Source organism: Pseudomonas sp. TE6283, from assembly GCF_054060555.1.
In genome coordinates, this window is record NZ_JBSSDH010000003.1 from 297,091 (window position 1) to 319,933 (window position 22,843).

A 22,843-nucleotide genomic window follows, 5' to 3' on the forward strand; every position below is an offset into this window, starting at 1 on the left:
CGAGGGCGAGTCGCAGCGGGCTTGCCCGCAAACCCCGGTGAAGCCGGTGCATTACGCCGGGTGCTGGTTTCGTGAGGATCACCATCGACGTAGAATGCCGGGCATTGCGCATTGCGCCCCCCGTATTCCGAGGCACCCGTTCCCATGTCGTCCCCTTCTTCAGCTCCCACCGCGCCGGACGCGCGTGCCCAGTTCCTGAACCTGCTCGCCGACGCCCTGGCCGATGGCAGCCTGAGCAAGCTGGTGCTGGCCCGCCATGTCGGCGCCGACCAGACCCTGCAGCGGATCATCGCCAAACCGGTGCAGATCAAGGGGCAGGCCTGCCTGTCGCTGGTCTACCGTCACCAGACCCGCGACATCACCCGCAACCTGGGGCTGGACCCGGCGTTGGCGCTGGTGACCGAGCTGCTGCCGGAAAGCTTTCGCAACGCGCACCTGTTCACCGCCGCCGGCGAGGTGCAACTGGAATTCAGCAAGAAGGGCAAGCCGATGCTGCGCCGCCACCTGGCCCAGCCGACGCCACGCGAGACGGGGGCTGGCGGGCACGACCGCGAAAAGAAGCGCTATCTGGAACTGGCGCGACCGTTCCTGCGCGACCTGGGGGTGACCGACGGTCAAGGCGCGCTGATCCCCTCGATGTCGCGCAAGTGGAAGCAGATCAACAAGTTCATCGAAGTCTTCGACCATGCCTTGAGCGGCGCGCCGGTGAGTGCGCAGCAGACGCTCAAAGTCGCCGACTTCGGCTCGGGCAAGGGCTACCTGACCTTCGCCATGCACGATTACCTGCGCAATACCCTCGGGCGTGAGGCGCAGGTCACCGGTGTCGAATTGCGCGCGGACATGGTCGAGCTGTGCAACGCCGCCGCCGCTCGCCTGGAGCATCCGGGCCTGGTGTTCGAATGCGGTGATGTGCGCAGCGTGGTGCCTGAAGCCATCGACGTGATGATCGCCCTGCATGCCTGCGACATTGCCACCGACTACGCCATCCATACCGGCATTCGCTGCAAGGCCGCGATCATCATGTGCTCGCCGTGCTGCCACAAGCAGGTTCGTCCGCAACTGCGCAGCCCCGGCCTGTTGCAACCGATGCTGCAATACGGGCTGCACCTGGGGCAGCAGGCCGAAATGCTCACCGACAGCCTGCGGGCACTCTATCTTGAGGCCTGTGGCTACGAGACCAAGGTGTTCGAATTCATCTCGCTCGAGCACACCAACAAGAACAAGATGATTCTTGCGGTCAAGCGCCGACAGCCCCAGGACAATGCGGCGCTGCTGGAGAAGATCGCCGAGCTCAAGGCGTTCTATGGGGTACGCGAGCATTGCCTGGAAACCCTGCTGCAGGGGGATGGCCTGATCGCTGGGTGATCGACCTCGCCTGGACCTACAGCACCTTCCCAGTTTCGGTTAGGCCGTTTCCGAAAGAGCCCTTCTGAGCCTGTTGCAGCCTTCCTGGCACCTAGTCTGGCTTGTGGTGACGCCCGTCGGCGTCGTCTGGTTGTCACTTGACAACCTTTCTTCCATGCCCATACTGGAGCTCAATCGATGGCCCGTCCTCTCCATCCAAACAAGGAAGTCGAGCAGTCCCTTGCACACGCTGAGGCGCAGGGCTGGAAAGTCACGGTGCGGGGCGGCCATTGCTGGGGGCGGATCTATTGCCCCAACAACGACCGCGAGTGCCGCTGTGGCGAGTTCTGCATCACCAGCGTGTGGAGCACGCCCAGAAACCCGGGCACCTTCGCTCGCCAGTTGCGCCGGGTCGTGGACCACTGCACATCGATGCGCGGGATCGTCAAACAGCCAGTGGAGCGAAAGTGATGGAGTACGAATTCACCCTCAAGTACCAATTGCACGACGGTGTGGACGTCGATGCACTGATCGAGCTTCTGGGAGAGGCCGGTTGCGATGACGCGGTGGTCGGTAGCGGTCAACCCGGTCGCCTGGCCCTGGCCTTCGCCCGCGAGGGCAAGACTGCGCGGGAAGCGATGCACAGCGCCCTGGAGAATGTCCGGCAGGTCTTGCCGGAGGCCCGCCTGATCGAAGCCAGTCCCGACCTGGTCGGCCTGACCGATGTGGCGGCGCTGGTGGGGGTGTCCCGACAGAACATGCGCAAGCTCATGCTCACGCATCACCGTACTTTCCCGGCCCCGGTGCATGACGGCAGCCTTTCGCTCTGGCACCTGGCCGACATCCTGGCCTGGATGCAGGAGCGGGGTACCCACGCTGTTGCCCAGGCGCTCCATGAGCTGGCCGTCGTGGCGATGCAGGTGAATGTCGCCAGGGCCCAGGAACGGGTGGCGAGTGGCAGGTGATGCAATCCTTTGCATCATCGTCGTTGCGCAGGTTCAGAAGAACCGAGTCACGCTGATCTTGGCATTGCGCCCCTGGGTGTAGGCGTTCTCGCCCGACAGCTCCGGCCGGATGGCCTTGTTGAACAGGTTGTCCACGGTCAGGTTGACCTCGGTGCCCTTGAGGTACGGCTGTTGGGGTTTCCAGTTGGCGAACAGGCCGTGAATTTCGTACTTGTCGTTGCCGAAGTTGTCGTAGTAGCGGTCACCGAGGGCGCTGGCCGGGCCCTTGAAGTACTTGTCACTGGGCAAGTGGTGGGTGGCGCCGACGAACTGCGCGGTCCAGCCGACACGGGCATCCCAGGACGGAATCTTGACCCCCAGGGTGGTGATCCATTTCGGCGCCGGCACATCCTTGGCCCACACGTCGGGGCCCCAAGGGTTGGTGTAGGCGCCCTCATGGCGACCTTCCATCCAGGCGTACGATACCGCGCCGAACAGGTAGGTGGAATCGTAGAACGTCTCGATCTCGAAGCCCTTGTACTCCACGTCGCCGATGTTGCGGTAGTTGCCCATCAGGCCGCCGCCGCAGGTGTTGGCGATGCTGCCGCCAGTGACCAGTTGCTCCTGGCAGCCGACGCCGGTCGCCTTGAAGATCTCGTCGGTGATCTTGTTGCGGAACAAGGTCGTGCGTACCTGGGCGCTGTCTCCCTGAACAAACACGTTGGAGAAGTCACTGATGCTGCCCACGCGCACGCCGGTGATGCGCTCCGGGTCGAGGTTGCGGCTGGTGGATGTGCGGCTTCCCGCGCCTTGCACCTCATACTGCTCATCCAGCACGGGGGCGCGCCAGGTCTTGCTGTAGTCGGCGAACAGCACGGTCTGTTCGGTGGCCTTCCAGAACAGCGACAGGCGTGGCGACCAGCCGCTGTAGGTCTTGTCGCTGTAGTCGTGGCCGGCGGCCGGGTTGTTGTAGTAGGGCGCCTGGTTGGGCTTGCCCTCGTTGGTGACGTGGTCATAGCGCAACGACGGAGTGATGGTCACGCTGCCCAGGGTGACGGCGTCCTGCAGGTAGTAGCCCTGGCTGTCGACCTGGCCGCTGGGCATGAAGTAGGGCTGGTAGTGGCCATGGTTGTACTTGGGCACTTCATAGGTCTTGCCGGGCATCCACATCTGCGTGTCGCGATCGTGGCGACGAAGCTGTACGCCCGCGGTAAGCGCATGCTCCAGCGGTCCAGTAAGGAAGGTGCTGGTGTTCTTCACATCGAGCATGCGGTCCTTGTACTCGGTGTCCATCTTGCGACCACCGGTGGCCGGCTGGAAGAACGCCGTGGCTTCACGCTCGTCGGTCTGCTTGGTGTCGGACTCGGAGTATTTCACCTGCAAATCGACCCACGGATTCTCGATGGGCTGGTACTTGTAGGTGGCCGACCAGGTGGTATCGATGGTGGTGCGATAGGCCAGGAAGCGTTTGAGAGAGCCTTCGTAGCCATACTTCTTGATGTCCGCGGCCGAGGGGGGCGCCGGGTAGGCGGTGGCGGCGAAGGTGGTCCAGCGGTCGGTTTCGGAGCGCGAGTAGGAAAGGCCCAGGCTGTGCTCGTCGGTGAAGTGGACGTTGCCCTTGAGCAGCATGCCGTCCAGGTCCAAGGCGCTGTAGGGCACGCGCTTGGGATTGACCGGCCACTGGTTGTTCGGGTCCGGCAGGTTGTCGGCCATTTTCAGGTTGCCGCCGTCGCGCTTGGTGTAATAGACCAGGCCGTCGAAGCGCCTGTCATCGCTGCGGCCGAACAGCGCCGAGCTGTAGATCTGCTGATGGTCGTTGCTGGCATAGCCATACTTGAGCATGGCGCCACTGTTGCGACCTTCCTGCAGCAGGTCGCCGGCGTCCTTGGTCTGCATGTTGACGCTGCCGCCGAAGCCGCCGTTGCCGGTCTTCACCGAATGCGGGCCCTTGTCCACCTCGATGTGCTTGATCAGCTCCGGCTCGATGAAGATCGTGCCTTGCTGGTAACGCTCGAAGCCGCTCTTGGGCGCGCCATCAAGGGTCATCGGCACGTCCTCGGCGTCGCCCAGGCCCCAGATGTTGATGGTCTGGCCGCCGGGTTTGGCCGAGCCGCCCATGTTCACGCCGGGCAAGGTGGCCAGTACGCTGGGGATGTTGTTCGGTTGGTAGCGGTCGATCTGTTCCTGGTCGAGGGTCGAGCGTCCGACGTTGCCGGGCTCCACCTGCTTGCCGTCGCCGACGATGCTCAAGGCGCCGAGCTGGATGCTGTTGTCGGCACTCGGGGCTTCCTCGCGCAGGCGTACCACGTAGGTGTTGCCCATGCGCACGACACTGAAGCGGCTGCCCACCAGCAAGCGTCCGATGGCCGCCTCGGCCTCGAAGTCGCCCTTGAGCGCCGGTGCCTGGGCGCTGCCGAGCAGGGCCTCGTCGAACAGCAACTGGACCTTGGCCTGCTGGGCCAGTTGGCTCAGCGAGCGGGCCAGCGGTTGCGCCGGCAGGTCGAAGGGTACCGGCGCGGCTTCGGCGGCCAGGCTCATGGCCAGGCACAGGGCCAGCAGGGTGGGTCGGGTAGGCAGGCAGTGCAATGGACGCAACGCGGACAACATGGTTTCCCCCAAACGGCAAAAGGCCGGAAAAAGCCCGCCATCACGCGGCAGGCGGGGAGGAAGACGCGGCGTTGCGACAATACCTCACCTGCGAATGATAAAAATTCTCAAATTATTTTTTTAGCGCCGCTCGATGCGCAGGCGCCCGTCGGCGAGCAAGGTGGTCTTGACCGGCAACAGCGCGGGCAGGGCATTGAGCAGGGCGTCCGGATCGCGCACGTCGAGGTTGCCGGACACCTTGTAGCGGCCGAGCGCTGGATCGGCCAGCACCACCGGCTGCTGACGATACAAGCCGAGCTCGTCGACCAGGCTGGCCAGCTCGCGGTTGCGGAAGCTCACATGGCCCTCGCGCCAGTCGGCGACCTGCTGCTCACCGAGTTCGTGGCGGGTCAGGCTGCCGCGCGCCAGGTCGTAGGTGACGCCCTGTCGGGCACCGAGCAGCACGGGTGGTTGTCGCTCGCCCGGCGTATCGAACGCCACCTGACCGTGGGCGACCGCCACCACCAGTTCGCGCTCGCCACGGCGCAGGTCGAAGCCGGTACCGACCACGCGCACCCGGCCGCTGCCGGCGTCGACGAACAGGGGGCGCTCCTTGTCGGGTGCCACTTCGATGTACAGCTGGCCGCGGTCGAGATGGATCAGTCGGCGCTCGGCGCTGAAGTCCAGGCGCAGGCGAGTCTTGGCGTTGACGAAGAGCTGGCTGCCGTCGGGCAGTTGCAGGGGCTGCAGGGCCTGGCCGGCGGCAATGTACTGGCTGAAGGCGGTGCTACCCGCCCCCAGGTTGCCCGCCAGCACCGCGCAGAGCAGGGCTGCCGCGGTTGCCAGGGCCGGGCGCCAGCGTGGCGTGCGGCGCACCGGCAAGGGCACGGGACGGTTGGCCTGCTTGAGCGCGGCCAGGTCATCCCACAACTGTTCGAACTGACGATAGGCACGGGTGTGCTCGGGCGTCTGCATCCACAGGGCGAAGGCCTTGCGCTCCTGGCGCGACGGCTGGTTGCGGTTGCGGCTGAACCAACTCGCCGCCTGGGCGTCGATCGGGCGCGGGTCGAGCTCGTCGGTGGGGGTCATGGGAACTGCTCCGTGCCGTTGTCACTGTCCAGGCGTTGCTTGCATTGCAGCAGGGCGGCGGCGATGTGCTTCTCGACCATGCTGACGGAAATGTTCATGCGTTCGGCGATCTGGGCCTGGGTAAGCCCTTCGAAACGGTGCAGCATAAGGGCTTCGCGGCGTCGCGGCGAGAGTTCGGCGAGCACCTGGCGCAATTGATTCAGTCGTTGCTGCTGCTGGGCGTGGTCCAGCGGGTCATTGGCGGGCGTGTCATGGGCCTCGGGCAGGGTGTCGTCGGCCAAAACCGCGTGGCGGACTTTCTGCCGTCGCCAATGGTCGCTCAGCAGGTTGCGCGCCACCTGGAACAGGAACGCGCGCGGCTGTTCCACCTTGGCCCGGTCCCGATAGCCCAGCCACTGGGCGAACACATCCTGGGTCATGTCCGCGGCATCGCTGGCATTGTCCATGCGCTTGCGCAGGAAATGCAGGATGTCGGCATAAAAACCGTGGGCGACAGGGTCGGGCTTGGGGCGCTGCATGCACGCTTTCCGGACTGGCGTGGAGGAAAGGGTGCGGATCTTATCGAGAATTATTTACATTTGCAAAGTAGCCGATTCAATGCCGGCGAGCGTGGCTGGCGGGTACGGCAATCGCCAGCTCAGCCAACCCCAAGGGATGACTGGTTGAATCGAAGAAATGCAGTGAAATCTGATCAAGGTCGGCGAAACGGTCGATAAAGTGTTGCTTCTGGTTGATGATCGACGCCTCGCTCAATGGTCGGATGGCGATTGACAAGTGCCGTGGCCGTGCCTGACGGATGGCCTCGAGCAGGTGCTGGTCGCTGGCATCCAGGTGCTGGCCGAACAGGCACAGGCCACCCTGTTCGCGGGCCAGCTGGCCCAGGCTCCAGGACAGGTAGTCCGAGTGGCGGATGGCGCGTAGCTTGTCGTCACTGCGGCTCTCGTTGACGAACAGCGGCACTTCGCCAGGGATGTTGACGGCGAAGCCTTCGAGCAGCTCGGCCTGTTCCGCGCCGCGCTGGCGGGTGCTGCCGTCGGGTAGTTTAAGCAGGTGCATGCCGCCATGCAGGTGCAGCACGCGGATGCCTTCTACCTCGCTGCGGCGCACATCGAAGAAACCCTGCTCGTCGAACAGGCTGGCAAAACCTTGCGCATCCTGGGCCACGGCCCAGGGCAGGATCAGGTCGTAGTTGCTGGTGTAGACGGTGCGGTACTGGCGCAGCGCCTGGTTGATGGCCGTGCGCGTCGCAGCGGGGAACAGCGGCCAGGGCAGGTGCACGGCGCGCACCGCGTGGATCAGCGCCTCCTTGATCGAGTAGTAGCGGTTCAGCGGTGCGGTGGAGTTGATCGCCAGCGCGGCATTGGCCCGTACCGTGGTGTTCAGGGTGCTGAGCACCGGCTCGAACAGCTCGCTGCCCAAAGCCTTGAACAGCGCCTGGTCGCTCACCCCCAGCGCCTTGTGCCGTACCTGCTGGGCTTGCTCGAACAACGAGAAGTAGCCGAACGGTTTCCACAGCGCGCGGCTGGCGCCGTTGCCCAGCAGCAGGGCCGTGCTGGGGTGGCGCTGGTTGAGGTCGGCCCAGGAGGGCAGGTGGGCGTCGAGAGCGGGCATGGGCGGTCCGTTGGGTGTGGCGGAAAACGCCGGGGACTTTAGCATGTCATGCAGAGTGTGCGAGGCTTGCGCCTTCAAGGACTGCACCGTTGACCTTGCCGGCGTCTTCCGGAGGCCGGCCCCGATCTGCAAAGGACTACCCATGTACAAGACCCTTCTCCTGGCCACCCTGCTGGCGAGCACTGCCGCCCATGCCACTGACGGCAAGGCCCTCGCCAGTGCCCAGGACATTCCTCACCCGGCCGTGATCGCCCACCGCGGCGCCTCGTTCGACGCACCCGAGTCCACCACCCCCGCCTACCTGCTGGCCCGTGAACTGGGGGCCGACTACCTGGAAATGGACCTGCAGCGCACCCGCGATGGCGTGCTGGTGGTGGTCCACGACGATGTGCTGGCGCGCACCAGCGATGTCGCCGAACGTTACCCGGAGCGCAAGGCCAGCCCGGTCAGTGCCTTCACCCTGGCCGAGCTCAAGGCGCTGGACGCCGGCAGCTGGTTCAACAAGGCCTATCCCGAGCGGGCCCGGGATGCGTTCAAGGGCCAGCGCATCCTGACCCTGGACGAGGTGATCGACATCGCCGAAGGCAACCCCGAGCGTCACCCCGGCCTGTACATCGAGACCAAGGAACCGGCCCAGTTCCCCGGCATCGAGCAAGACCTGAAGCAGCGCCTCGAAGCCCGCGGCTGGCTCGACAAGCCGGGACGGGTGGTGTTGCAGACCTTCGACCGCAACAGCCTCAAGCTGCTGCACGAAGCCATGCCGCAGGTACCGAAGATCCTGTTGCTGTGGGTGGCCAAGGGCAGCATCGAACCGGCCTCCGGGCAGGACTTCGCCGAGTCCGGCGAGCAGGACAAGTCGGTCTTCTACGCCCGCCAACAACCGAAGGATCGCGCTGAGTTCGAGCGCTGGCTCGACTACGCCAAGGCCGGCGGCGCCATCGGCACCGGCCCTTCGGCGATCCGCACCCACCTGGGCGAGCAGAGCTATTCCGACCTGATCCAGCCGTGGATGAACCAGGCCAGCCATGCCAAGGGCCTGTTGGTGCACGTCTACACCCTCGACGAGGCGGTGGACTTCGACAAGGCGATGAAGGCCGGCGTCGATGGCATCTTCACCAACCGTGCCGGTGAGCTGATGCGTTTCTATAAACGACCGATGCCACAGAACGAAGGCCAGTTACTGCGCAAGCTGGGGTACTGAACGGCAACATGATCGGCAGGGGACACAGGCTGTGCCGTGATACCGAGCCCACGTCCCGTTCAAGGGACGTCGTGGGTGGTAGTCCCCTCCCTCACTCCGCGGTACCCTCCCGGCGAGCCCTGTTGCGCCATACCCGATACGCTCGAATCCCCGCCCGTACCGAGCCGAACAGCAATTTTTCCTCCATCTCCCGCGCCATCCCGGAACGCACCAGCATACGCAGGAAGGTGCCACGGGCGCGGGCGATGGCGAAGTGGATGCCCTGGGCGGCGAGGGTGTCGCGCACTTCGCGCAAGGCTGCCACGCCACTGACGTCGATGCTGGTCACGGCTTCCGCGTCGAACAGCACCACCTGGGGTTTCTCCACGCCTTGCACGGCCTCGAGCAGGCGCATCTTGAAGTAGTCGGCATTGAAGAACAGGATCGCGTCGTCGAAGCGGTACACCACCAGGCCCGGCACGGTACGGGCGTCCTTGTGCTGGCGCACGTCCACCTGGCCTTCGATGCCCGGCACCCAGCCAAGCACGGCGTCGGTGGGCTGGTAGATGCTGTAGAGCAGGCGCAGGATGGCCAGGGTCACGGCGAACACGATGCCCGGCAACACGCCCAGGCCGAGCACGCCGACCGTGGTCAGCAGGCACAGCCAGAACTCGAAGCGGCTGAGCTTGCGGATGGTCTTTAGCGACTTCACGTCGATCAGCCCCCAGCCGGCCATCAGCAGCACCGCGCCCAGCGCGGCCTGGGGAATCCAGGCCATGGGCGCGGTGAAGAACAGCAGGATCAGGGCGATCACCAGGGCGGCGATGATGCCCACCAGCTGGCTCTTGCCGCCGACCATGTCGTTGACCGCGGTGCGCGAGTCGGCGCCGCTGATGGCGAAGCCCTGGGAGATGCCGGCGGCCAGGTTGCTCACGCCCAGGGCGAGGAACTCGTGGTTGGCGTTGATCGCGTAGCCGTGGCGGGCGGCGAAGCTGCGGGCGGTGAGCATGGCGCTGCAGAAACTGATGGTGGCGATACCCAGGGCGTCGCGCAGCAGGCTCTTGGTTTCCGCCAGGGTGCTCTGCGGCCAGGCCAGCTCCGGGATGCCCGCCGGCACCGGGCCGAGGATCGCCACCCCATAACGGTCAAGACCGAACAACCCGGCCAGGGCGGTGAACACCACCACCGTCACCAGTGCCGCCGGCAGCCGCGGGTAGCGTCGCGGCAGCCAGATCAGCAGGCCCAGCCCGGCCAGGCCGATGGCCAGGGTCAACCAGTGGATCTCGCCCAGGCGCTGGAGGAAGTTGATCAGGCTGAGGATGAACCCATCGCCTTCGATCCTGAAGCCCACCACTTTCGACAACTGCCCGGCAAGCAGGCTCAGGCCGATGCCGTTGAGGTAGCCGATGAGGATCGGCCGCGAGAAGAAGCTGGCGATGAAACCGGCCCGCGCCACCCCGGCGGCGATCAGCATCACGCCCACCAGCACGGTGACGATTACCGACAGCTCGGCGATGCGGTGCGCATCACCCATGGCCAGCGGCGCCACGGCCCCGCCGATCATGGCGCAGGTGGCGGCGTCCGGGCCGACCATCAACTGGCGTGAGCTGCCAACCAGAGCATAGACCATCATCGGCAGCACGCAGGCGTACAAGCCGTACTGCGGTGGCAGGCCGACGATCTGCGCATAGGCGATGGCGATGGGGATCTGGATCGCGGCCACCGACAGGCCGGCTTGCAGGTCTGCGTGGAACCACTCGCGGCGGTAGTGCAACAGGTTGGCCAGGCCCGGTAGCCAGCGGGAGAGAAACATGCGCAGTCCTTTGGAAATGTTTCACAAAGCGTAGCGGTTATGCACCGCGAATCACTGGGCATTCAAGCCAATCGGCGCGGCCATGGCCATGGGCCAGATCAACAAAGGAACACTGGAAACGAAAAAAGGAGCCGAGGCTCCTTTTGACAGCGACGACGTTATTGGAACGTCGTGCGGGGAATGCGAGTTGGAGCGGGTAGAGGGAATCGAACCCTCCTCAATAGCTTGGGAAGCTATAGTTTTACCAATAAACTATACCCGCTTCGAAGCACGACTTTTTACCAGAACCCTCCCCGAATGAGAAGCCCAGGGCTGTAAAAAAGCCTGTCGGCGGCCCGTAGCCTGCGGCTGTCGAGGGCTACAGGACGCCGATGCGCTCAGATGGCCAGTGCATGCTGCCCCGGTTCCTGTGCGTAGCGTTGGCGGGATTCACGCAGGGCCGGCTTGAGGAAACCGAGCATGGCATCGCGGGTATCCTCGCAGGCGCTTTTGTGTTCCATGTCCAGGAAGTGGCCGGCGCCGCGGATCACGCTGAAGTGGCTACGCCCCACATGCCGGCTGAACTGGCGGGCATCCTCCACGGTGGTGTACTCGTCGCGGTCACCGTTGATGAACAGCACCGGGATGTCGATGTTGCGCGCGGCCTTCAGTGCCCGCTCCAGGTCGTGGTCGAGCACCTGGTTGATGTGGAAGTGCATCTGCGCATACTCGTGGCTGTCCAGGCTGCTGACGTGCCGGTAGTTGAAGCGCTTGAACAGCGACGGCAGGTGCTTGCCGATGGTGTCGTTGACCAGGTTGCCCACCTGGTAGCGGTCGCAGGCGGCCAGGTACTGGCAACCGCGCTCCAGGTAGTCGCGCATCGGTTCGTTGATCACCGGTGAGAACGAGCTGACGATGGCCTTCTTCACCAGCCGCGGCTGGTGCGCCAGCGCCAGCAGGGTGCAGGCGCCGCCCCAGGAGAACGACATCACGTGGTCGGCACGGAAGTGTTCAATCAGCTCGAGCAGGATGTGTGCCTCGGCTTCCTTGGTCAGCAACCGTTCATGGCGGTTGTGGGGTTTGGACTTGCCGGCGTAGGGCTGGTCGTACAGCACCACGTTGAACTGTGGGTGCAGGTTGCGCACTGTCTGTGCAAAGGACGCCGTGGTGGCCAATGAGCCATTGATCAGGATGATCGTCTTTTCGGCGCCTTCCGCGCGATGGAACTCCGTGTAAACCCGGTACTGCCCTTGGATATCAAGTACAGCGATTTCTGGCCTCATGTCATCGACTCCTGGCGCAAAAAGGGTATTCGCGTCACCTGGTGGCGTGTGCGATCGGCAGGCGGGCTGGGCGCCGAATCGACCGGACAGGCCATTAGGGTGCACGTGCTTTATGACAGGTAGGCATTCGCCTGGAACTGAAACCGGTAGGCCCTTGTGTCGATCCTTGACGCTTGTAGACGACGGTATTGTTGTGCGGGCGATTACCGTGCCCCAGGGCATCGAGACCCCGGGTGGCCGGTAAAGGGCGTCTTGGACTGCGGTTGTGACTGATGAGTCACATGCAGACCGACGAGTTAGCAGTCAAGCAGGGAGGCCGGGATCGCGCAAGTGCCGTTGAGGCAATCTTTCGTAGGAAACTGCCGAATGGCGAGTTCGTTCAGACCGAGGCGATTTCCTCGGCGGTCAGCGCCCTGAATTCTCCCGGATGCAATATCGGGTCCAGTGTGATCGACCCCATGCTTTCCCGATGCAGTCCCACGACCTTGTTCTGGAAGTGTCCGAACATCCGCTTCACCTGGTGATAGCGGCCCTCGACGATGACCAGGCGCGCGCTGCGCGGGCCGAGGATGTCCAGCTGCGCGGGCAGGGTGGTGAGGTCTTCGAAGGCGAAGTAGAACCCTTCGCGGAACCGATCGATGTAATGTGCACCGATTTCGTCCTCGGTGTGTACCAGATAGGTCTTGGGCTGCTTGGTCCGTGGCTGGGTCAGGCGCCGCGACCACTGACCATCGTTGGTCAGGATCAGCAGCCCGGTGGTGTTGTAGTCCAGACGTCCGGCGATGTGCAGGTCATCGCGCAGCGCTGCCGGCAGCAGGTCGAGCACGGTGCGGTGCTGCGGGTCCTGGGTGGCGCTGACGCACCCGGCGGGCTTGTGCAGCATCAGGTAGCGCGCTGGACGCCCGGGTTGGTGCAGTTGCTCGTCGACCTCGACGCGGTTGAATTCGCGCACCTCCAGCAGCGGGTCGCCGGTCGGCAGGCCATCCACGCGCACGCGCCGCTGGGCCAGCAGCAGGCGCACTTGCTGGCGGTTGTAGCAGGGCAGGTTGCCGAGGAATCGGTCGAGGCGCATGGGGCGGGTCGCTTGCGGGAAATCGGCGCGCAGTCTAGCGGATCGTGCGCGCTGGCGCTGCCTTGAGCTGCGCGTCCACCTGCGCGCAGCGCGGGCACAGGCAGGCCTTGTCGCGCAGCTCGGCCGGCAGGGCCTCGATCAGCATCGGGTCGATGACCACGTCGAAGCACCAGCAGCCTTGCGCGGCGTTGCGCGGGTCGGCCAGGCCGCACTGGTTGAGGGCGCCACAGGCGGGGCAGCGTTGAGGATCAGGCATGGTCGGGTCCGGGCATTTCGCTGCAGACGCGGTTGCGTCCGCCTTGTTTGGCACGATAGAGCGCGTGGTCGGCGCGGGTCAGCAGGCTGTGCAGGCTGTCGTCGCGCTGCAGGGCGGACAGCCCGATGCTCACGGTCAGGCGCAGTGGCTGGTCGGCGTGGCTGAAGGTCAGTTGCTCGGTGCGCCGGCGGATCTTTTCCGCCACCTCGATGGCCTGGCGGCCTTCGGCTTCGCGCAGCAGCACGATGAACTCCTCGCCGCCCCAGCGGCACAATATATCGGACTGGCGCAGGCTGCCCTGCAGCACATTGGCGAACTGGCGCAGCACTTCGTCGCCGGCCAGGTGGCCATGGGTGTCGTTGAGGGTCTTGAAGTGGTCGAGGTCGATCAGCAGGGCGACCAGCGGCGCGCTGTCACGCTGGGCTTCGATGAGCGCCTGGCCGGCCAGCAGGTCGAAGCTGCGGCGATTGGGCAGGCCGGTGAGGCTGTCGAGGGTGGCCAGTGCCTCGGCGTTGTCCTGGTGCCGCTTGATCATGGCATTGAGCAGTGACAGGACCACCAGGGTGATCATGGCGCAGATCGCCAGGTTCAGGTACAGCGACTGACGGATGCGGTCCAGGGCGCCGGTTTCGCGCTTGTCCACCAGCAGGTACCAGTCCAGCTCCGGCAGCAGGCGCACATTGAGAAAATGGCTGTGGCCGTCGTTGTCGGTGTACTCGTGACTGCCGCTGGCCGGTGTCGGCATGCGTGCCAGCAGGTCCTGCCACTGGCTGCTGTCGGCCAGTTGCTGGCCGGCGCGCAGGCCATGGGGGCCACCGTCGGAGCCGGTCAGCAAAACCTTTCCGCCGGCGTCGGTGAACAGCACCGAGCGCTGGTAGCGTCGCTGGTAGTCGTCGATCAGGCGGACCACCGACTCCACGCTCAAGCCCACGCCGGCGGCACCGATGAAGCGCTGCTGATAATCGAGCACGCGGTGGTTGATGAATACGGTGGGTTTGTCCTGGTTGGCCATGTCCACATCGACATTGATCTCATAGGGCTTGCCCGACTGGCGCAGGCGGAAGTACCAGGCGTCGCGCCAGGCGTCGGCCCGCACCTGCTTGAGCACGCCCTTGGCCTGGTAGTAGGTGAGGCTGCGGTCGGAGACGAAGAAGCTGGTGCAGGTGGCCTGACTGCCCATCACGGCGCCCAGGTAGCGGGTGATGCGCCCGGTGTCCTGCTCGCCGGCCAGCACCCAGTCGCGCAGGAAGGTGTCCTGGGCCATCATCGAGGCGATCAGCACCGGGCGGATCAGGTCTTTCTGGATCTCGGAGTAGACGGTGTCGGAGGTCAGCGGCAGCTCGGTGTTGACGATGCCGTCGCGGATCGCCCCGCGCGAGGCGTAGTAGCCGAGCAGCGAGGTGGCCAGGAAGCCGCCGGCCAGCAACAGCAGCAGGGCGATGATCAGCGAGCGTTGCGAGAACAGGGCGGAAGGCGAAGGCATGATCTTCCCGTGAAGTGTGCCGGTGGCCACATTCTAGTGAGATGACCGGAAAATGACTGCATGTTTTTCAGGGTTATAGGACCTGTTTCAATTTGTTGCGCAAATGGCACTCAATCCAGTTGCCACGGTCTTATCCTGTGTCGACCAACTGCTTGTCGTCGACGCCCGCCAGCGTCGCTGTGCCGGGCATCCCTGCGGTCCAGGAGGCCGCCATGTACCCACGAATCCTGCTCGTCGTCCTGCTCGGACTGCTGACCTCCGCCTGCGCCCCTTACTACGAGAGCGGTGGCTACTACCGCAGCGACTACTACACCAGCGATCGCTACGTTTACCCAGGCTATTACCGCCAGGACCGCTATTACGTGGTACCGCAGACCCGCTCTTACTACCAGCCTGCGCCGCGTTACTACAGGCCGGCGCCGGTGCCACAGTACCGCCCTTATCCGGCGCCTGGCATGCAACCGCGCTGGCACGGTAATCCGCGTTACGACTACGGCAACCGCCAGCGCTACGACTACGGGCGGGATCGCGACCGCCACGACTACCGCAATGACGACCGTCGGGGCGATCGCTGGCACTCCAACGGGCAGGGCAACCGTGACCGTCGACCCGATGGGGGCCGGGGTGGCGAGCGGGGCTGGTCGCGGTGACAGGGCACTGACGTCATCCCAGTTCCGCCAACGGATGCCGCCCCTCCCAGACCTTGCTGAAATGCGCCTCCACCACCGCCGCCGGCACCTGCGCCACATCCGGCCAGTGCCAGTGCGGGGTGTTGTCCTTGTCCAACAGACGGGCGCGCACCCCCTCGCTGAACTCCGGGTGACGGCAGCAGTTCAGGCTCAGGGTGTATTCCATCTGGAATACCTGCGCCAGCGAAAGGTGCCGCGCCCGACGGATCTGCTCCCACACCAGGTGCGCCGTCAGCGGGCAGCCCTCGTGCAGGCGTTGGCCGGCCGCCGCCAGCACGGGATCGGCGTGCGTGGCCAGGCCGGCCAGGGCCCGCCAGGCCGCTACCGGGTCGGCCACGTCGAGCACTTCGTCGATCACGGCGCGGCGCGCCAGCCACTGGCCTTGCGGCAGTTCGGCGCAGGCGCGGTGCTGCTCGGCCTTGAGCAGGCTGTTGAGCTGCAGGGTGGTCTGCTCCTGCCAGTTCAATTGCAGCAGTTCCTCGATCAGCGCCTCCTGCTGGTGCTCGCCCAGGAAGCGATCGGCCAGGTTCAGGTCCAGTGCGTCACGGGCATTGAGCGGGGCGCCGGTGAGCCCCAGGAACAGGCCGAGCTTGCCCGGCAGTCGGGCGAGGAACCAGCTGGCGCCGACGTCCGGGTACAGGCCGATGCTGATTTCCGGCATGGCCAGGCGGCTACTGGGGGTGACGATACGCACCGCGGCGCCTTGCAGCAGGCCCATGCCGCCGCCCAGCACATGGCCGTGGCCCCAGCACAACAAGGGTTTGGGGTAGGTATGCAGGCGGTGGTCGAGGCGGTACTCGCTGGCGAAAAACGCAGCGGCCAGCGGCGGCACGCTGCCGGGGTGTTCGCGGCAGGCCTCGACCAGGGCGCGGACATCGCCGCCGGCACAGAAGGCCTTCGACCCGTTGCCGCGCAGCAGCACGCAGACGATCCCTGGATCGCTGGCCCAGGCGCGCAGCCGTTCGTCGAGCACCTCGATCATGGGCAGCGTCAGGGCGTTGAGCGCCTTGGGCGCATCCAGGGTGGCGATGCCGATACGGGCGCCGTCGGCGCCGGTCAGTACCTCGCATTGAATGGACATGGACTACCTCGCGCAGGTCATCCCCTCAGTATGGCCTGCTGCGGCGAAGCTGCCGGTCGTCGGTCGGATCGATTGACAAGCCGGCCCGGCTTTCCTAGTGTCGCGGCACTTTGCTTTTGGATGCCCCCATGACCGACGACGATCGCATCAAACTCGAACCCAGCTGGAAAGCCGCGCTGCGCGCGGAGTTCGACCAGCCCTACATGCAGCAATTGCGCGAGTTCCTGCGGGCGGAGTACGCCGCCGGCAAGGAGATCTACCCGCCCGGACCGCTGATCTTCAACGCCCTGAATTCAACGCCGCTCGAGCAGGTCAAGGTGGTCATCCTCGGCCAGGACCCCTACCACGGTCCCGGCCAGGCCCATGGCCTGTGCTTCTCGGTGCAGCCGGGCATCCCCACGCCGCCATCGCTGGTCAATATCTACAAGGAGCTGCAGCGCGATCTCAACCTGCCGATCCCCGCGCATGGCTATCTGCAGAGCTGGGCCGAGCAGGGCGTGCTGCTGCTCAACACCACCATGACCGTGGAGCGCGCCAATGCCGCTTCCCACGCGAAGAAAGGTTGGGAGTTCTTCACCGACCGGATCATCCAGGTGGTCAGCGAGCAGTGCCCGAACGTGGTGTTCCTGCTGTGGGGCTCCCATGCGCAGAGCAAGCAGAAGCTGATCGATGCCAGCAAGCACCTGGTGCTCAAGTCGGTGCATCCCTCGCCGCTGTCGGCTTACCGTGGGTTCTTTGGTTGCGGGCATTTCAGCCGTACCAACAGCTTCCTGGAGCAACGCGGGATGGCGCCGATCGATTGGGCGTTGCCGCCGTTGTGACATGAAATCATAGGGCCGCTTCGCGGCCCTTTGATTTCATGTCCTGGCCCAGCGCCTGAACAACGGCTCGGCCAGGAACAGCACGAACAACAGCCTCATCACCTGCAGCGCCGTCACCAGCGGCACGGACAGTTGCAGGGTCTCCGCCGTCAGGCTCATCTCGGCGATGCCCCCGGGCATCATCCCCAGCGTCAGCGAGCGCAGGTCCAGGTGCGTCAGCAGGCTCAACGCCCAGGCCGCGCCTGCGGCGATCAGCATGCACAGTGCCGTGGCCAGCAATGTCCGGGCAAGGAAAGACGGCGCCCGGCGGAAGAATGCGCGGTTGAAGTGACAGGCCAGGCCGCTGCCGATCAACCACTGGCCGATCTGGCTGGCGCCGTTGGGCAGGCCGATCTGCAGGTTGCCCGCCAGGCTCACGCTGGCTGCCACCAGCAACGGCCCGAACAACCAGGGGTTGGGCTGGCGCAGACGCTGCCAGAGCAGTGCCACCAGCACCCCCAGCGGCGCGATCAATACCAGCCAGCCCCAGCTCACGCTGCCGGCATGGTTCAGGGGCACGCCATCGCCAAGCAGCAACTTGAACAGCGCCGGCACGCACAGCACCACCGCCAGCACCCGCAGGCTCTGCGCCGCGGCCACCTGGCTGAGCACCGCGCCGTTGCGCGCGCCGAGGTTGACCATCTCGCCCGAACCGCCCGGCATGCTGGCGAAGAACGCCGTGGCGCGGTCCTCACCGGTGCGCCGCAACAGCCACACGCTGATCACGCTGGAGAGGGTGGTGAACAGCGCGCCGAAGAAGATCAGCGCGAAGTGGCTGGCCACCTGTTCGATCACCGCCGGGGTGAAGTGCAGGCCGATGCCGATGCCGATGATCCATTGCCCGCATTTGCGACCATTAGGGATTTCACTGAGTTGCCAGGGAGTCAGGCAGCGCACCAGGATGATCGCCAGCAACGAGCCGACCATCCACGGCAAGGGCCAGCCGACCTTGCTGGCGAGAAATCCGCCGGCAAGACCGACCAGCCCAGTGGCCCAGAACAGTGGCAACGGCCGATCAGGCATCGGCCATGGCCCGGCGCTGCAGGGCACGCTTGCGCCAGATGCGCAGCAGCGGCAGGCTCAGCATGCACACCACCAGCACCCACACACCCATGCTGATCGGGCTCGACCAGAGGATGCCCAGTTCACCGTTGGAGATCGACAGCGCGCGGCGCAGGTTCTGTTCCATCAGCCCGCCGAGGATGAAGCCCAGCAGGATCGGCGACAGCGGGAAGTCCAGCTTGCGCAGGATGTAGCCCATGATGCCGATACCGACCATCAGGAACAGGTCGAAGGTGGTGGCATGCACCGCGTACACGCCGATCGCGGTGATGATCGCGATCACCGGCACCAGCGCCCAGTTCGGCACGGCGAGGATGCGGGTGAACACACGGATCATCGGCACGTTGAGGATGATCAGCATGAGGTTGGCGATGAACAGCGAGGCGATCAGCCCCCAGACGATGTCCGGCTGTTGCTCGAACAGCAGCGGGCCGGGGGTGATGTTGTACAGGGTCAGCGCGCCGATCATCACTGCGGTGGTACCCGAGCCGGGCACGCCGAGGGTCAGCATCGGCACCAGGGCGCCGCAGCAGGAGGCGCCGATGGCGGTTTCCGGCGCGGCCAGGCCACGGGCGTCGCCCTTGCCGAACTTGCCTTTGTCGCCGGCGATGCGTTTTTCGGTCATGTAGGCGACGGCACTGGCCAGGGTCGCGCCGGCACCCGGCAACACGCCCATGAAGAAGCCCAGCAGGCCGCAACGGATGTTGACGAAGAACACCGAGGCCGCTTCCTTGAGGTTGAACAGCATGCGCCCGGTGGCCTTGACCGCCACGTGGCCGTGGTGGGTCTTTTCCAGCAACAGGAGGATCTCGCTGATGGAGAACAGGCCCAGCACCAGCACCACGAACTGGATGCCATCGGCCAGGTGCACGCTGTCGCCGGTGAAGCGGTACACGCCGCTGTTGGCGTCGATGCCCACCGCCGAGAGGAACAGGCCGATCAGCGCGGCGATAAAGGTTTTCAGCGGCTTGTCGCCGGCCATGCCGCCGAGGGCGACGATGGCGAACACCATCAGCACGAAGTACTCCGCCGGCCCGAAGGCTATCGCCCATTTCGCCAGCAGCGGGGCGAACAGCACCATGCCGCAGGTGGCGATGAAAGCGCCGATGAACGAACTCCAGGCCGACAGCGACAGGGCCACGCCGGCCAGCCCCTGGCGAGCCATCGGATAACCGTCGAGGGTAGTCATCACGGTGGAGGCTTCGCCGGGGATGTTCAGCAGGATCGAGCTGATCCGCCCGCCGTATTCGCAACCCAGGTATACCGCGGCCAGCAGGATCAGCGCCGACTCAGGTGGCAGGCCGAGGGCGAAGGCGATGGGGATCAGCAGGGCCACGCCGTTGATCGGGCCCAGGCCCGGCAGCAGCCCAACCACGGTGCCGATCAGGGTGCCGGTCAGGGCGGTGACCAGGTTGTACGGGCTCAGGGCGACGCCGAAGCCCTGGCCCAGGTAGCTCAAGGTATCCATATGTCAGTTCTCCAGTACGTCGAGCAGGCCGAGGGGCAGGGGCACGTCCATCAAGCGGTCGAACAGCCAGTAGAGGAACAGGCTCATGCCGACCACCACGAGGGCGCTGTGCAGCCAGCGGCCACCGTAAAGGCGGGCCATGGGCACGCCGGCCAGGATGGCGCTGAGGATGAAGCCGAGGGCTTCGAAGGTGCTGGCGAAGACGATCAGCAGGCCGACGCAGGCGGCGATCTTGATCAGGGTCTCGCGGTCCAGCTCCGGTTCGTCGTCCTTGCGTACGATGGGCGTGGGGCGGATCGCCAGGTACAGCAGGCCCAGGCTCATCAGGCCGAGCATCAGCAGTGGGTAGGCGCGCGGGCCGACCGGTTCATAGGAGAAGGCGGCCTGATAGGGCCAGGCCATGACTGCCAGGGCGGCGCATACCGCCAGCAGGACCAGGGCGAAGAGGCGTTGCAGGATCATGGGAGAATCCTCGGTAATGTTCGACACGGCGCGGCCCCTGTAGAAGCGGCCTTGTGTCGCGAAAGGGCTGCGCAGCAGCCCAGCGATTCATGCGTTGACGCTCAGAACCTGGGGCCGCTTCGCAGCCCTTTCGCGACACAAGGCCGCTCCTGCAGGGATCGGGGGAGGCTTACTGGATCAGCCCGAACTCACGGGCCAGCGCCTTGTAGTCCGCCACCTGTTTCTTCACATAGCCGTCCAGCTCCTCGCCGGTCATGGCGAACGGGAACAGCTCGCGCTGGTCGCGCAGCTTGGCGAAGTCCTCGGACGCCAGCAGCTTGTCGAACGAAGCCTTCCACCAGGCATAGTCCTCGTCGCTGACCTTTGGCCCCAGGTAGAAGCCGCGCACCACCGGCCAGACGATGTCGTAGCCCTGCTCCTTGGCGGTGGGGATGTCCTTCATCTCCGGTTCGTCCAGGCGCTTGTCGGAGAACACCGCGAGGATGCGCATGTTGCCGCTCTGGATGTGCGGCATGGAGTCGGAAATGTCGGTGGAGCCAACCTGGATGTGCCCGCCCAGCAGCGCGGTGGCGATCTCGCCACCGCCTTCAAGTGCCACATAGCGCAGGTCGCGCGGGTTGATCCCGGCGGCCTTGGCGATCAGCGCGGTCTGCATCCAGTCCTGGCTGCCGACGGTACCGCCGGAGCCGATCACCACCTTGCTCGGGTCTTTCTTCAGCGCCGCGACCAGGTCGTCGAGGGTCTTGTAGGGCGAGTCGCTCTTCACCGCGATGGCGCCATAGCTGGTGCCGACCGCGGCCAGCCATTTCACCGCGTTCTCGTCGAAGCGGCCGAACTTGCCCTGGGCCAGGTTCAGCAGCGAGCCGCTGGACCAGGCCACCAGTGTGCCGGCATCGGCCGGGCGCTGGGCGACCACGGCGTTGTAGGCCACCGCGCCGACGCCGCCGGGCATGTAGGTCACGCGCATGGGCTTGCTGAGGATCTTCTCGTTGACCAGGGCGCTCTGCACCAGCTTGCAGGTCAGGTCGAAACCGCCGCCGGGCGAGGCCGGGGCGATGCATTCGGGGCGTTTCGGTTCGGCGGCCAGGGCGTTGCCGGCCAGCAGCAGGCAACCGGTGGCCAGGACGAGGCGGCGCAGTGAAAAGGTCATCGTCTATCTCCGTGAGCGTTGTTGTTATGGGTTACCACAGGGCCACGCTGTAGCTCACCAGCAGCCGCACCTCGTCCGCGTCGCGGGTGAAGTTGGAGCGGAAGGTGGCGTTGCGCAGGCGCACGGCGACGTTCTTCAACGGGCCGCTTTGTACCACGTACTTCAGTTCGGTGTTGCGTTCCCACTCCTTGCCCTCGCCACCGGCGGCGCGGCTGACGTTGTCGCCGCTGATGTAGCGGGTCATGAAGGTCAGGCCGGGGATACCGAGGGCGGCGAAGTTGTAGTCGTAGCGCGCCTGCCAGGAGCGTTCGTCGGCGCCTGCGAAGTCGTTGATCTGGACGAAGTTGACCAGGTACGGGTCGGCGCCATCGACGTAGGGGAAGGCGCTGTCGCCGGACAGCTGCTGCCAGGCGCCGCTGACCTTGTGCCCGCCCAGGGTATAGCTGAGCATGCCGTTGACGGTGGTGTTGTCGATCTTGCCGGCCTTGGCCGCGCCGGCGTCGTCGCTGATCGCCAGGCGCAGGTCGGCGCCGAAGGTGCCAGGGCCCCAGGGCTGGGTGGCGAGCAGGCCGATGAAGTGCTGGCGGTAGATGTCGTCGAGCTGGGCGAAGTGGTAGCTGCCGGTGATGCGATCGGTGAACTGGTAGTCCAGGCCGCCCATGTCGAAGTTGTCGGCGCTGAAGGTGCCGCCGAAGCGGCCGTTCTTGTTGTTCAGGGCCAGGTCTTCCCAGTTGCTGTCGTCGCGGTCCTTGGCCTTTTCCAGGCGCCCGCCGGTGAAGGTCAGGCCCTTGATCTCCTTCGAGGTGACCAGGCCGCCTTCGAAGGTCTGCGGCAGGATGCGCCCGTCGTTGGGCTGCAGGGTCGGCAGTTCGGGGATCAGCGTGCCGATCTTCAGCTCGGTCTGCGAGACCTTGACCTTGCCGGTGAGGCCCAGCTTGGAGTACTCGTCGGCGGCCTTGCCGTCGTCGTGGGTGGGCAGCAGGCCCGTGCCCGTGCGGTCCTTGCTGGAGTCGAGCTTGACCCCGACCATGCCCAGCGCGTCCAGGCCGAAGCCCACGGTGCCCTCGGTGTAGCCGGACTCGAAATTGAGCATGAACCCCTGGGCCCATTCGTCGCGCTTGGATTGCTGCGCGCTGGTGCCGTCGCGGAAGTCGCGGTTGAAGTACATGTTGCGGGTTTCGAAGGTGGCCGTGCTGTCTTCGAAGAAGGCGGCCTGGCTGATGGGCGCGACACCGGCAAGGGCGACGGCGCTGGCGAGGGCGGAAGGTCGGGCGGCGAACGAACGGATAGGCGCGAACGCCTGCGGCTGCATGGACAGCATCGTCGGTGACTCCATTTATTGTTCTTATGTGTTGCACCTTGCTGGTGCTTTTTGCGGCGCACGGGGCGACCGTGGTGCGATGCTAGGCAACCAACCTTTCGCTAACCTTT

21 protein-coding genes and 1 tRNA gene are annotated in these 22,843 nt (G+C 65.3%); 6 read left to right on the plus strand and 16 right to left on the minus strand.

Annotated elements, in window-relative coordinates:
- Nucleotides 1-144: 144 nt before the first annotated feature.
- The 3 genes from ACVWZ5_RS06845 (at nucleotide 145) to ACVWZ5_RS06855 (ending at nucleotide 2,309) form a co-directional block, all read left to right on the plus strand.
- Nucleotides 145-1,365: a class I SAM-dependent methyltransferase gene (locus ACVWZ5_RS06845; RefSeq protein WP_186599324.1), complete on the plus strand. Its 1,221-nt coding sequence runs from the start codon at nucleotides 145-147 to the stop codon at nucleotides 1,363-1,365.
- Between the two features lie 177 nt (nucleotides 1,366-1,542).
- A complete protein-coding gene (locus tag ACVWZ5_RS06850) occupies nucleotides 1,543-1,815 on the plus strand; it encodes a hypothetical protein (RefSeq protein WP_457340490.1) in 273 nt (90 codons plus the stop codon).
- Complete coding sequence (locus ACVWZ5_RS06855) at nucleotides 1,815-2,309, plus strand: helix-turn-helix transcriptional regulator (RefSeq protein WP_062572979.1); 495 nt, start codon at nucleotides 1,815-1,817, stop codon at nucleotides 2,307-2,309. Before ACVWZ5_RS06850 ends, ACVWZ5_RS06855 begins: the two co-directional genes overlap by 1 nt.
- A gap of 33 nt (nucleotides 2,310-2,342) precedes the next feature.
- Here ACVWZ5_RS06855 and ACVWZ5_RS06860 read toward each other — a convergent pair whose 3' ends face one another.
- The 4 genes from ACVWZ5_RS06860 to ACVWZ5_RS06875 all read right to left on the minus strand — a co-directional run bounded on the left by ACVWZ5_RS06860 (nucleotide 2,343) and on the right by ACVWZ5_RS06875 (nucleotide 7,574).
- The gene (locus ACVWZ5_RS06860) at nucleotides 2,343-4,895 is read right to left on the minus strand and encodes a TonB-dependent receptor (RefSeq protein ID WP_186599325.1); all 2,553 of its coding nucleotides are present in this window, start codon (nucleotides 4,893-4,895) and stop codon (nucleotides 2,343-2,345) included.
- Nucleotides 4,896-5,015: 120 nt separating this feature from the next.
- Nucleotides 5,016-5,963 (minus strand): FecR family protein, encoded by a 948-nt coding sequence (locus ACVWZ5_RS06865; RefSeq protein ID WP_336196460.1) that lies wholly within the window; start codon nucleotides 5,961-5,963, stop codon nucleotides 5,016-5,018.
- The gene (locus ACVWZ5_RS06870) at nucleotides 5,960-6,481 is read right to left on the minus strand and encodes an RNA polymerase sigma factor (RefSeq protein WP_062572981.1); all 522 of its coding nucleotides are present in this window, start codon (nucleotides 6,479-6,481) and stop codon (nucleotides 5,960-5,962) included. The genes ACVWZ5_RS06865 and ACVWZ5_RS06870 overlap by 4 nt, the downstream gene beginning before the upstream one ends.
- 76 nt (nucleotides 6,482-6,557) lie before the next feature.
- Nucleotides 6,558-7,574: a DUF4917 family protein gene (locus ACVWZ5_RS06875; protein ID WP_084941904.1), complete on the minus strand. Its 1,017-nt coding sequence runs from the start codon at nucleotides 7,572-7,574 to the stop codon at nucleotides 6,558-6,560.
- A gap of 142 nt (nucleotides 7,575-7,716) precedes the next feature.
- Between ACVWZ5_RS06875 and ACVWZ5_RS06880 the strand changes: the two genes are divergently transcribed.
- A complete protein-coding gene (locus ACVWZ5_RS06880) occupies nucleotides 7,717-8,775 on the plus strand; it encodes a glycerophosphodiester phosphodiesterase family protein (protein ID WP_062572983.1) in 1,059 nt (352 codons plus the stop codon).
- A gap of 91 nt (nucleotides 8,776-8,866) precedes the next feature.
- Here the strand turns inward: ACVWZ5_RS06880 and ACVWZ5_RS06885 are convergent, their stop codons facing one another.
- From ACVWZ5_RS06885 to ACVWZ5_RS06910, 6 genes are all read right to left on the minus strand, one after another.
- The gene (locus tag ACVWZ5_RS06885; RefSeq protein WP_062572984.1) at nucleotides 8,867-10,567 is read right to left on the minus strand and encodes a SulP family inorganic anion transporter; all 1,701 of its coding nucleotides are present in this window, start codon (nucleotides 10,565-10,567) and stop codon (nucleotides 8,867-8,869) included.
- Nucleotides 10,568-10,755: 188 nt separating this feature from the next.
- Nucleotides 10,756-10,829 (minus strand) — tRNA-Gly (locus tag ACVWZ5_RS06890).
- A 115-nt stretch (nucleotides 10,830-10,944) separates the two neighbouring features.
- Nucleotides 10,945-11,829, minus strand: a complete 885-nt coding sequence (locus ACVWZ5_RS06895; RefSeq protein WP_062572985.1) for an alpha/beta fold hydrolase — start codon at nucleotides 11,827-11,829, stop codon at nucleotides 10,945-10,947.
- Between the two features lie 379 nt (nucleotides 11,830-12,208).
- On the minus strand, nucleotides 12,209-12,901 hold the full coding sequence (locus ACVWZ5_RS06900) for a 16S rRNA pseudouridine(516) synthase (RefSeq protein WP_062364144.1): 693 nt from the start codon (nucleotides 12,899-12,901) through the stop codon (nucleotides 12,209-12,211).
- 34 nt (nucleotides 12,902-12,935) lie between these two features.
- Entirely contained in the window at nucleotides 12,936-13,157 is a 222-nt protein-coding gene (locus ACVWZ5_RS06905; protein WP_062572986.1) for a cysteine-rich CWC family protein, read from the minus strand.
- A complete protein-coding gene (locus ACVWZ5_RS06910) occupies nucleotides 13,150-14,640 on the minus strand; it encodes a sensor domain-containing diguanylate cyclase (protein WP_062572987.1) in 1,491 nt (496 codons plus the stop codon). The genes ACVWZ5_RS06905 and ACVWZ5_RS06910 overlap by 8 nt, the downstream gene beginning before the upstream one ends.
- Nucleotides 14,641-14,852: 212 nt before the next feature.
- Here ACVWZ5_RS06910 and ACVWZ5_RS06915 point away from each other — a divergent pair, with 212 nt between their 5' ends.
- Nucleotides 14,853-15,290 carry a hypothetical protein gene (locus ACVWZ5_RS06915; RefSeq protein WP_457340491.1) on the plus strand — a complete coding sequence of 146 codons (438 nt, stop codon included), beginning with the start codon at nucleotides 14,853-14,855 and terminating at the stop codon, nucleotides 15,288-15,290.
- 13 nt (nucleotides 15,291-15,303) lie between these two features.
- Here ACVWZ5_RS06915 and ACVWZ5_RS06920 read toward each other — a convergent pair whose 3' ends face one another.
- Nucleotides 15,304-16,410, minus strand: a complete 1,107-nt coding sequence (locus ACVWZ5_RS06920; RefSeq protein ID WP_084941902.1) for an enoyl-CoA hydratase/isomerase family protein — start codon at nucleotides 16,408-16,410, stop codon at nucleotides 15,304-15,306.
- Nucleotides 16,411-16,538: 128 nt separating this feature from the next.
- On the opposite strand from ACVWZ5_RS06920, the gene ung reads away from it, so the two are divergent.
- The gene (ung, locus tag ACVWZ5_RS06925) at nucleotides 16,539-17,231 is read left to right on the plus strand and encodes a uracil-DNA glycosylase (protein ID WP_062572990.1); all 693 of its coding nucleotides are present in this window, start codon (nucleotides 16,539-16,541) and stop codon (nucleotides 17,229-17,231) included.
- A gap of 36 nt (nucleotides 17,232-17,267) precedes the next feature.
- Here the strand turns inward: ung and ACVWZ5_RS06930 are convergent, their stop codons facing one another.
- From ACVWZ5_RS06930 to ACVWZ5_RS06950, 5 genes are all read right to left on the minus strand, one after another.
- Complete coding sequence (locus ACVWZ5_RS06930; RefSeq protein WP_062572991.1) at nucleotides 17,268-18,293, minus strand: AbrB family transcriptional regulator; 1,026 nt, start codon at nucleotides 18,291-18,293, stop codon at nucleotides 17,268-17,270.
- A complete protein-coding gene (locus ACVWZ5_RS06935; protein ID WP_050703959.1) occupies nucleotides 18,286-19,800 on the minus strand; it encodes a tripartite tricarboxylate transporter permease in 1,515 nt (504 codons plus the stop codon). The genes ACVWZ5_RS06930 and ACVWZ5_RS06935 overlap by 8 nt, the downstream gene beginning before the upstream one ends.
- A 3-nt stretch (nucleotides 19,801-19,803) precedes the next feature.
- Nucleotides 19,804-20,262 carry a tripartite tricarboxylate transporter TctB family protein gene (locus tag ACVWZ5_RS06940; RefSeq protein WP_457340492.1) on the minus strand — a complete coding sequence of 153 codons (459 nt, stop codon included), beginning with the start codon at nucleotides 20,260-20,262 and terminating at the stop codon, nucleotides 19,804-19,806.
- 169 nt (nucleotides 20,263-20,431) lie between these two features.
- Nucleotides 20,432-21,412 carry a Bug family tripartite tricarboxylate transporter substrate binding protein gene (locus tag ACVWZ5_RS06945; protein ID WP_028690165.1) on the minus strand — a complete coding sequence of 327 codons (981 nt, stop codon included), beginning with the start codon at nucleotides 21,410-21,412 and terminating at the stop codon, nucleotides 20,432-20,434.
- A 31-nt stretch (nucleotides 21,413-21,443) separates the two neighbouring features.
- The gene (locus ACVWZ5_RS06950) at nucleotides 21,444-22,733 is read right to left on the minus strand and encodes an OprD family porin (RefSeq protein WP_062572992.1); all 1,290 of its coding nucleotides are present in this window, start codon (nucleotides 22,731-22,733) and stop codon (nucleotides 21,444-21,446) included.
- Nucleotides 22,734-22,843: the final 110 nt, after the last annotated feature.